At 68.7% G+C, this 8,671-nt stretch carries 11 protein-coding genes and 1 pseudogene; 6 read left to right on the plus strand and 6 right to left on the minus strand.

The window, feature by feature from the left end:
• Positions 1-141, minus strand: a 141-nt coding sequence (locus O9335_RS07220; RefSeq protein ID WP_298385784.1) for an FAD-dependent oxidoreductase, incomplete at its 3' end; no start/stop codon positions are given.
• Between the two features lie 251 nt (positions 142-392).
• On the opposite strand from O9335_RS07220, the gene O9335_RS07225 reads away from it, so the two are divergent.
• Both O9335_RS07225 and O9335_RS07230 read left to right on the plus strand, forming a co-directional pair.
• Positions 393-611, plus strand: coding sequence for a hypothetical protein (locus O9335_RS07225; protein ID WP_298385757.1), 219 nt, complete (start codon positions 393-395; stop codon positions 609-611).
• The gene (locus O9335_RS07230) at positions 589-1,179 is read left to right on the plus strand and encodes a hypothetical protein (protein ID WP_298385760.1); all 591 of its coding nucleotides are present in this window, start codon (positions 589-591) and stop codon (positions 1,177-1,179) included. Before O9335_RS07225 ends, O9335_RS07230 begins: the two co-directional genes overlap by 23 nt.
• Before the next feature lie 87 nt (positions 1,180-1,266).
• On the opposite strand, the gene O9335_RS07235 is transcribed toward O9335_RS07230, so the two are convergent.
• The 3 genes from O9335_RS07235 to O9335_RS07245 all read right to left on the minus strand — a co-directional run bounded on the left by O9335_RS07235 (position 1,267) and on the right by O9335_RS07245 (position 3,318).
• A complete protein-coding gene (locus tag O9335_RS07235; RefSeq protein WP_298385763.1) occupies positions 1,267-1,689 on the minus strand; it encodes a universal stress protein in 423 nt (140 codons plus the stop codon).
• 62 nt (positions 1,690-1,751) lie between these two features.
• The gene (locus O9335_RS07240; RefSeq protein WP_298385766.1) at positions 1,752-2,573 is read right to left on the minus strand and encodes a metallophosphoesterase; all 822 of its coding nucleotides are present in this window, start codon (positions 2,571-2,573) and stop codon (positions 1,752-1,754) included.
• Between the two features lie 13 nt (positions 2,574-2,586).
• Positions 2,587-3,318, minus strand: a complete 732-nt coding sequence (locus O9335_RS07245; RefSeq protein WP_298385769.1) for a UPF0149 family protein — start codon at positions 3,316-3,318, stop codon at positions 2,587-2,589.
• A 49-nt stretch (positions 3,319-3,367) separates the two neighbouring features.
• Here O9335_RS07245 and O9335_RS07250 point away from each other — a divergent pair, with 49 nt between their 5' ends.
• The 4 genes from O9335_RS07250 (at position 3,368) to O9335_RS07265 (ending at position 6,462) form a co-directional block, all read left to right on the plus strand.
• Positions 3,368-4,312: a hypothetical protein gene (locus tag O9335_RS07250; protein WP_298385771.1), complete on the plus strand. Its 945-nt coding sequence runs from the start codon at positions 3,368-3,370 to the stop codon at positions 4,310-4,312.
• Between the two features lie 117 nt (positions 4,313-4,429).
• Complete coding sequence (locus tag O9335_RS07255) at positions 4,430-4,708, plus strand: DUF3567 domain-containing protein (protein ID WP_298385775.1); 279 nt, start codon at positions 4,430-4,432, stop codon at positions 4,706-4,708.
• Between the two features lie 207 nt (positions 4,709-4,915).
• Positions 4,916-5,479 (plus strand): DUF2087 domain-containing protein, encoded by a 564-nt coding sequence (locus tag O9335_RS07260; protein ID WP_298385778.1) that lies wholly within the window; start codon positions 4,916-4,918, stop codon positions 5,477-5,479.
• Positions 5,480-5,493: 14 nt separating this feature from the next.
• A complete protein-coding gene (locus O9335_RS07265; RefSeq protein WP_298385787.1) occupies positions 5,494-6,462 on the plus strand; it encodes a DMT family transporter in 969 nt (322 codons plus the stop codon).
• A gap of 19 nt (positions 6,463-6,481) precedes the next feature.
• On the opposite strand, the gene O9335_RS07270 is transcribed toward O9335_RS07265, so the two are convergent.
• Together O9335_RS07270 and O9335_RS07275 are read right to left on the minus strand one after the other, a co-directional pair.
• Positions 6,482-7,297, minus strand: a complete 816-nt coding sequence (locus O9335_RS07270) for a hypothetical protein (RefSeq protein WP_298385781.1) — start codon at positions 7,295-7,297, stop codon at positions 6,482-6,484.
• Between the two features lie 285 nt (positions 7,298-7,582).
• Positions 7,583-8,671 (minus strand): annotated as a pseudogene (locus tag O9335_RS07275) (hypothetical protein); the annotation flags it as partial.

Genomic DNA, 8,671 nt, shown 5'->3' on the forward strand with positions numbered 1-8,671 from the left:
TTCCAACGCGGCGTCGGGTTGACGGTCGACGAGGACGACGTCGTGGCCGGCCTCCAGCAAATACCAGGCTGTGCTGACGCCGACGATGCCGGCACCCAGAACCACCACTTTCATGGGATCTCCTTGAACGGGGGACTGCAAGACCCGCGGGTGGCGGGCATGGGTCGGCACGTTAGCCCAAAGGCCTTTGCCGAGGGGGTCATGGGCCAGGGAACGCACACCCCCCCGAGAACAAGGAGGGCCGGCGCGTGACCTTTTTGCCAACAACGGGGCCAAGCTCCGCCATTTGGGGGTTTGGCGGCGGCAGCACTGGGCCCACACTCGTTGTCACCACGCCGTCACGGCCCATGGTCACACTCCACCCCCGTCCGCGCCACGCTTCAGAGGTTCCTATGCGTTTCGCTCCTGCCCTGCGATTCCTGCGCCGCCCAGCCGCTCCCGTGCGTCGCCCGCAAGACCCCGCCGACATGGGCACCGCGTTCGGCATGGAGGCCTGCCTCGAGCCCGATCTGGCGGCGGCGCCGCCCGCGTACTCGCTCGAAAGCCAGCGCCCCCACCCGCCCCTGGACAACCCCATGGCTTGGATGCGTGAGCGTCGCCGCAGCAACTGAGCGCGTCTCTCCCTCACCCTCGACGCCGGGCTTGCCCGGCGTTGTGTTTTTCAGGGTGCTTGGCGATGCTTCGGATAAAGTGTTTAAATCGTTTAAACACTTTCTAAAAGGAACCCCGATGGCTCAGCCAACCCCCGCCAAAACCAAAGTCGCCGCCACCGGGGCTGCCTCGAAACGCCACCGCGCCACCGCTCGGGCCGCGGGCAAGGCCCCGAACACGGGGGCCGTCAAAGACCCCAAGGCCGCGGCGAAACCTGCCACCCGTGCCTCGGCTCCGACCCCAGCCCAGGCAGCCGCACCGGTGAAGAAGGCGACCAAGCCCGAGAAACCGCCGAAGCCGGTTCGCCAAAAGCTCGTGCGGGACGGGTTCACCATGCCGGCCGAAGACTTCGCCCTCATCGCCGTGCTCAAGGTGCGCGCATTGGCAGCAGCGCAGCGCGAAACCAAGAAGAGCGAGCTGCTGCGGGCCGGCCTGCACGCGCTCGCGGCCCTGGACGATCCGGCCCTGCTGGCCGCGTTGGGTCGGTTGACGCTGGTCCAGCAAGGCCGGCCGAAGAAGAATCGCTGACGCCCAAGCATCCAGGCGCGGCCCGCGTGCAGCCGCAGCCTTACTGGCGCCTCTGAGGCTGGGGCGGCAGCAAGGCCGCCAACCCCGTCAGCGAATCAGCAGCACCGGCAGGGTGCTCTTGGCCAGCACCTTGGTGCTGACCGAGCCAAGCACCAGATTGCCCAGCGCGCCGTGGCCATGGGTGCCCATCATGAGCAAGTCGGGCTTCAGCTTGGTTGCCACGGCGGTGATGACGTCGGCCGCGTGGCCGACTTTGCTGATGTACTCGGCATCCAGGCCCTGCTTGACGAAAAACGTCCGCAGCGGCTTGAACACCTTTTCCGACTCGTCTGCGTAATAACCAGCCAGGGTGGCCTTTTCGATCACGGCGGCCGCCCGCGGGGGCACCGCCGGCACGACGTGCAGCAGGCTGTAGCGTTGGTGAGTACCCAGCCATTCGTCGTGGGCGGCCAGGTAGGCCAAGGCGCGTTTGGTGCTGGCGCTGCCATCAACGGCGACAAGAATCTTCATGAAGGTCCTCCTGGGAAAAGCCTCAGTGTGCCCGCCGCTGCAAGCCCTTTTCTTGCCGGCGATCAAGAGGTGAACGCGGCGTGCTCCACCGACACGACGCTGGCCGGCCGAAAACCGGCTTGCTCGCCCTTGTGCGCATAGCCCAGCGGGTTGGCCACCACGCGGCAGCGGCCCACGCGGTAGTCGTGGGGGCAATGCAAGTGGCCGTGCAGCCACAAATCGGCCAGAGGCAGCAGGTCGTCCAGTGCGCTGCAAAAGCCCGCCGTGCCGGGCGTGGCGCCATAACGGGGGTCGGCGCTGCGGAGGCTGGGCGCGAAGTGGGTGACGACCACGGTGGCACCCGCAAAAGGTGCGGCCAGCGCGGCGCGCAGCCAAGCTTGGTCGTCCAGGGCCAGCTCACGCAGGCGCTCGGCCAGCATGGGTGCGCCGCCTTCCAGCGCGCTGTACTTGCGCAGGTAGAAGTTGGCGGCGCGGTAGGCCTTGTCGCGGGCCTTGAGCTGCGCCGCCATCGGCGCGGCCGGGTCGACCAGCAGATCGAAGTCGGCCCACAGGGTGCAGCCCACGAAACGCACGCCGTCGATGACCCGCACTTCGCGATCGAGCCAGGTCAGGCTCAGCGCTTCGGCGCGCTCGCGCAGGCGGTCTCGCGCTTCAGGCCAGGGCAGGCCGTCGTATTCATGGTTGCCGGGCACGTACAGCACGCGCTGCCAACCTTGGGCAAAGCGGCCCAAGCCCCAATCGGCGTCGGCATGCCAAGGGCCGAGCAAGGAGCCGGCCTGGTAAGAGCCCACGTCCCCAGCCAGCACCAGGGTGTCGGCGGCGACCTGCGGCTGGAAGTGCGGGTGGCGCTCCAGGTGCAGGTCGCTCAGCAACTGCAGCTTCAAGGCTTGGGCGCGATCAGGTGGCGCCGTGGCAGGCCTTGTACTTCTTGCCGCTGCCGCAGGGGCAGGGGTCGTTGCGCCCCACCTTGGGCGCGTCGCGGACGCGCTGCTCGACGTGGTAGCGGTCGGCGCTGGTGATCGCATCCAGGTCGACGACCGCGAGCACCAAGTCTTCCACGGCTTCGTCCAACGTGCGCAGCGGTTCTTCGGCATCCAGCGCGGCCGTGGCCGCGCGCTCTTCGTCGGTGGTGGAGGGCAAGTGGCGACAGATGCGGTCCAGCGCCTGCGGGATGTCCTCGTGGGTGAGGCTCAGCAGCCCGTTGGGGAAGGCGTTGAGGGCGGTGACAAAACCGCCGGCAAAGGGCACCAGCGGCTTGCTGACGGCCGGCAGCGCGGCAAAGGCTGGGTCTTCGTCGGGGTCGGGCTCGGTCGTTTCGTCCAACTGCAGCACCAGGGGGTCGAACCAGCCTTCGTCGGCGATGGCTTCGCGCAGCGCGGCGTGCCGGCGTTCGATCAGGGCCTGCACCCGGGCCAACCAGGCCTGGTCGGCATCGGGCGGCAAGGGCCGGCACTCGGCGTCCAGCACGGGCGGCAGCCAGTCGGCCATGGAGATCAAGTCGGGCTGGACCAGCACGCCGCACAGGTAGCCGTCGAGCATGGCGACGTCCATTGCTTCGAGGTCGCCCGGCGTGTGGGCGAGGAGGTCATCGAGTTCGTCGAACTCTTGGGGGGTGAGGTCTTGGGCCATGGGCGCGATTGTCTACGGGCGGGGCCAGGGCCGACTCGACAATGCGCCGGTGCAAAACTTGGCTTGGCTTCACGCTGCCCTGCGGGGCCAGCGGCTGGCCCCATGGCTGCTGATGGCGGCCGCGGGGCACGCCTGGCTGTTGACGCCCGCGGTGGAGTCGCCGTGGCGTCCGGTGTCGGCGCCCAGCGCCAGCGCGGTGACCTTGCAGTGGCGTGCCGTGGTGGCCCCGGCGCCGCAAGCGGTCGCCGTGCCGTCACCCGGCGCCGCAACGCCACACGCTGCCGCCGCCCCGACGCCCAGCGCGCCAGCGCCCCGCCCCCGAGAGACCGCCACCCCGAGCCAGCCGGTGGCCAGCCCCTCCAGCGAGGCAGCGCCTGCCTTGACGTTGCCGACCAACGGACGCTGGTCCTACCGGCTGCTGTGGCAAGGCCAAGAGGGCGACGCTTGGTTGGATTGGTCGCGCAGCGAGTCCCACTACCGGCTGGCCCTGGAACGCCGCACCCCCGAGCGCCTTTTGCCCCAGTGGTTGAGCGAAGGCCGATGGACCGCACAGGGCCTGGTCAGCGAGCGCTTCGCGGCTCAGCGCGGCCCGCGCAGCTGGCGGCGCATTCATGACGACGCGAGCGCCGAGGAGGCCCAAGACCGCTTGAGTTGGATGCTGCAGTTGCCCGCGCTGCTGCAAAGCCGGCCGCAGTCGCGGTCGATCGTGCTGCGGGTGCGCGACTGGCGTGGGCAAGCCCAAGACTGGGTGTTCGAACGCCTGAGTGACGACACGATCGACCTGCCCGGGGGCCAGCAGCGCGCGGCCCAGCATTGGCGGCGCTTGCCCCAGGGCGAGGCCCAGGTGGAGATTGCGCTTTGGCTCGATCCTGCCGACGGTCATCGCGTGCTGCGTACTGTTCACCGGCTCCAGGGCGAGGAGCGCTGGGAGCTGCTGTGGAATCCTGCCGGCGCGGACGGCAAATCGCCCGAAGGTGTGATCAATCCCCCATGACGATGGGCCGATAAGCCAGGGGAAACCCCCTGTGTTTCGGGCGCCGTGCCAAGATGGATGCACGCCGGCTCTTGAAGACGGCGATTCGCGCACCACGTCAACGGTCAGGAGAAAGCCATGCACCTGCTCTACCAGTCCGACAGCTACATCGTGGTTCGCTTCGACGTGCCGGTCACCGACACGGCGCAGGACGACACGATGCCCCACCTCTCCCGCGGTGGTTACGAAATCGTCGACAAGTTCGCCCGCAAAGAAATCTTCATCGAAGGCGCCTTGGCCCAGCAGTTCCAGGAAGGCGTTGAAGCGCTGAGCGAGGGCGATTCGAGCGAAGAGGACTACGACGACTTCATCGAGCGCTATGCCAACCTGAGCCAAACCCCGGTGCAGATGCACTGAGGCGCTGGGGCCCCACGCCGGCCGGGCTTACCATCGCAGCCCGGTCGGCAGTTCACCCAGGCGTTGCCGCGCGGCCCCCGCCGCGAGCTCAACCTGCCCGCATTCGCCCTCACTTGCCACGCCTCGCGTGCGCCAGTCTGGAAGACGGCAACCCCCAGTGCCCGCGCCTCGCGCGCCGGGATCGAGCGCGCGCTTTGGAGGTTCGGCATGTCCCGAGTTCCGATGTCTTTTGTCGTGGTCGATGCGTCGCGCTTTGCGCGAGCGCTCGGCCAATCCTTGCGCGAGCGGGTCGAACCGCCTGGGCACGTGGAATTGCTCAACCTGATGGCCCGCGCGCAGGGCTACCGCAACCTGCAGGCTTGGCAGGCGGCGCTGGCTCCGGTGCGCGACGCGCCTTTGGCCGCCGAGGACGCCCCCTTGCCCTGGCCGCTGAGCGAAGCCGCGCGCAAGGCGCTGCAGCAGTTCGACAGCCGTGGTCGCTTGCTGCGCTGGCCGGCCAAGTTCAGCGTGCAGCGCCTGGCCCTGTGGTTGCTGTGGCAGCACTTCGACGCCAAGCGCATCTACACCGAGCGCGACGTGAACGAGCGCCTCAACGCCCTGCACCTCTTCGGCGACCCGGCCACCCTGCGGCGCGAACTCGTCAACCACCGGCTGATGACGCGCACCCCCGACTGCCGCGAGTACCGCAAGCTGCACCCGGTGCCCGACGACGAGGCGCGAGCACTGCTGCGCGCTTGGCGCCAGCAGCGCCGGGGCATGCCTCCGGCATGACAGCAGCTCGCGCCCTGTGGACCGGAACGGCCTTCGCGCTGGCGGCCGGCCTGATGTGGGGCCTGGTGTTCGTGGCGCCGCTGATGCTGCCGCAGTACCCGCCGGCCCTGCTGGCGGTGGGGCGCTACCTGGCCTTCGGCTTGATTTGCCTGCCTTTGGCCGCGTTGGACTGGCGGGAGCTGCACGCTTTGCGGGCGGCCGACTGGTGGGCGGCAGTGCGGCTCAGCGCCATCGGCAACTTCGTCTATTACCTGTGTTTGGCCGCAGCCATCCAGCGTGCGGGCACTCCACTGGTGAGCGTCATCATCGGCACGCTGCCGGTGGTCATCGCCTTGGTCAGCAACCGGCTCAACGCCAGCCGCGACGGGCACTGGCCCTGGGGGCGGCTGGCGCCGTCGCTGGCGGTGATCGCCTTGGGGATCGCCTGCGTGAACCAGAGCGAATTCGCGGCGCTGGAAGCGGGCCAGGCGGGGGCTTACCTGCAAGGCGCGGCCATCGCCCTCGTGGCCCTGGCGGCCTGGACGTGGTACCCCATCCGCAACGCCGACTGGCTGCGCGCCCACCCCGACCGCAGCCCCCGCGCCTGGGCCACGGCGCAGGGCCTGGTGAGCCTGCCCATGGCCGTGCTGGGCCTGCTGGCGCTGGTGGCACTGCAAGCCCTGCAGCCGCCCGGCATGTCCACGCTGCCCAGCGACTTCCCCTTGCCGCTGGGCCCCGAGCCCCTGGCCTTCGCGGGGCTGATGCTGGTCGTGGGCCTGCTGGCCAGCTGGGCTGGCACCCTGTGCTGGAACGAGGCCAGCCAACGCCTGCCCACCACCCTGGTCGGGCAGCTCATCGTGTTCGAGACCTTGGCCGCGTTGGCCTACGGCTATGCCCTGCGCGGCACGGCGCCCACGGGCTTGGCGCTGCTGGGCATCGGCCTGCTGGTGGCGGGCGTGGTGGGGGCGCTGAGGGCCCGGCCGGTGCACACGCCGGCGGTCTGAGCCCTGGGTGGTCGGCCCATCAGGGCTTGCAAGTCGGCTTGTCGATACGGCGGGGCAGCGACGCCTGGCAGGCCGCCCGCCAAAAGGCACGAAGGAAGTCGGGGTGCCGCTGCGCGAAGGGTGGCAAGGCGGCATGGAAGTAGGCCACCGACATCACGGGCGGCTCCAGCGCCACCACCTCGCCCTGGCGGATGCGGTCGTTGTCCTGCAAGGAGATCGCGGGCACAAAGACATGGTCCACCCGCTGGAGCATCAGCATGGTCAAGCCCTTGTCGAAGTCCTGGATCGTTTGCGTGGGCCAGCCCTTTGCCTTGGCGTGGTCGGCAGGCACGGTGCCGGCCACCACGCCCACGGTGCCCTTGGGCTGACCCTCGGCGACCCAGGCCGCGCCCAACTCCTCCTGCCGGGCCCTGACGACGAACAGGCTCAGGGGGGAGTGCCCTATCGCCATCTGCAGGTTGGTGCGAGCGCCTGCGCGGGGCAGCACCCAGCCCTGGGCCTGCGCCAAGGTTTCGGGCGCGGGGGTCACGAGGTCGACCGAGCCCGACGAAGCGTCGCGAATCATCCGGACCATCGGCCGGCGCACGAGCTCGAAGCGGCAGCCTATGCGTTGTTCGACCTCGCGCAGTTCCCGCACCAGGTGACCGGGGTCGGGGTCGGCAAACCGGTCGCCCTTGCCCTTGAGAAACTCACCCGCCGGAAAGTCGGGCAGGCCGATGCGCACGGGATGGGGCGGACACGGCTGCGGGGGTTCGCTGGCGTGGGCCCTGCCCAAGGTCGCGACGGCGATGACGAGCGTGACCAAAAGGCCGCGCATGCGGTGCCGCGTCGACATGCCGATTCCTCCTCTGCCACCCGATGCGTCGAGTCTACGCAGTGCCTTGCTCAGACCCACAGGGAACGCGCGGGGCCTGGGCTTCAAAACGCGAGAGGCCCTCTGGCGTGGAGGCAAGCCGCCACAGGACATCAAGGCGCGCATGCTGGATGGACGCTCACCCTTTCAGGCCTTGAGCAAGTCTGGTTTGCCCCCCAACCAGCGCCAGGGGGAAGCTCTCGATGAGGCCTGGGCTCGCGCCCACGGCGACCCTGTTGAGCTCCCACGTGGCGCGCCCTTGTGGACTCACTGGAACTTGAGCGCCCACTTCCGAATGGGGGTGGGTGCGGTGCTGGCGCTGTCGCCACCAAGGAAGCGAACTTGGCCCTGGAAAAAGACCGCCGCGTGCACGGTGCCGGTTTGCGTGTTCACGACCAAGATCCCCTCGTTCAGGCCACAGGAATCCGCCATGCAGCCTGTGGCGACGACAAAGGGGCTCTGCACGTCCACGGGCTGGCTGGCGGCGAAATAGCGCTCAAAGGCAGCCTGCTGGTTACCCAACATGGCCTTGACGAGCTCCGAGATCTCGGGGGCGACCACCAAGTCCAAGGCGTCGCGGCCCTTGTGGGCCGTTGCCACGCTAGCGATCATGGCGATTCGCGCTGCTTCTGCCTCCTGTTGAGCCTTCTCTGCCTTCTGGCGTTCCTCTTCGGCCTTCTTTTCGGCCTCGATGCGCTCTTGCTCCATCCGGGCCAGGGCGCGACGCTCTTGGAAGTCGGTGTAAACCTTCTTGCCCTGAACACCCACCAGCGCCAGCACCACCACGCCAGCCAACACCGCCCCCACCACCTTCAGCGTGCGAGCCTGGGCCGGATCGAACTCCACCGGAGCAGGAGCGTCTGCCGCCACCGGCTCGGCTGCGGTCGGAAGGTCTGCCGAGGGCGCTGACGCGCCCATGCCCTGACGCAGGGCCGTCGGCAGGGTCAAGATGGACCGCGCCACGTCCAGCAGCAAGTAGCCCAGCACGAAGGTCAGGTAAGCCAACAGCGGATACAGCAGGCCCAGCACGACGATGCCAAAGCCCGAGGCCGAAGCCAGGCCGCCCACCAGCACATCGACCGACTCCTCTTTGGCCAACTGCACCACGCCGTATCCCAGGGACAACGCACCGGCCAGCGTCAGGACGGCAAAAACCACCGGCGCCAAACGGACGAAGGTCTTCATCGTCAGGACCGACACGGAGATGGCGTCCTGCCCCGCTGACGCCGAGGTTTGCACACGGGTGTTGATGAGGCTCGGGTTGAGATACATGCACGCGAAGAAGAGCATGGTGGTGGCCAGCCCCAAGCCGTACCAAAGCGGCCCCAAAGCGCTGAGCTTGATGGCCATGTACAG

It is taken from the genome of Inhella sp. (genome assembly GCF_027532025.1).
Lineage (GTDB): Bacteria > Pseudomonadota > Gammaproteobacteria > Burkholderiales > Burkholderiaceae_C > Inhella.

Bases quoted from the DNA above. Each gene is read 5' to 3' on its own strand.
- O9335_RS07235 (WP_298385763.1), bottom strand. From the start codon at position 1,689: ATGAAGATTCTTGTCGCCGTTGATGGCAGCGCCAGCACCAAACGCGCC.
- O9335_RS07225 (WP_298385757.1), top strand. From the start codon at position 393: ATGCGTTTCGCTCCTGCCCTGCGATTCCTGCGCCGCCCAGCCGCTCCC.
- O9335_RS07245 (WP_298385769.1), bottom strand. From the start codon at position 3,318: ATGGCCCAAGACCTCACCCCCCAAGAGTTCGACGAACTCGATGACCTC.
- O9335_RS07255 (WP_298385775.1), top strand. From the start codon at position 4,430: ATGCACCTGCTCTACCAGTCCGACAGCTACATCGTGGTTCGCTTCGAC.
- O9335_RS07260 (WP_298385778.1), top strand. From the start codon at position 4,916: ATGTCCCGAGTTCCGATGTCTTTTGTCGTGGTCGATGCGTCGCGCTTT.
- O9335_RS07270 (WP_298385781.1), bottom strand. From the start codon at position 7,297: ATGTCGACGCGGCACCGCATGCGCGGCCTTTTGGTCACGCTCGTCATC.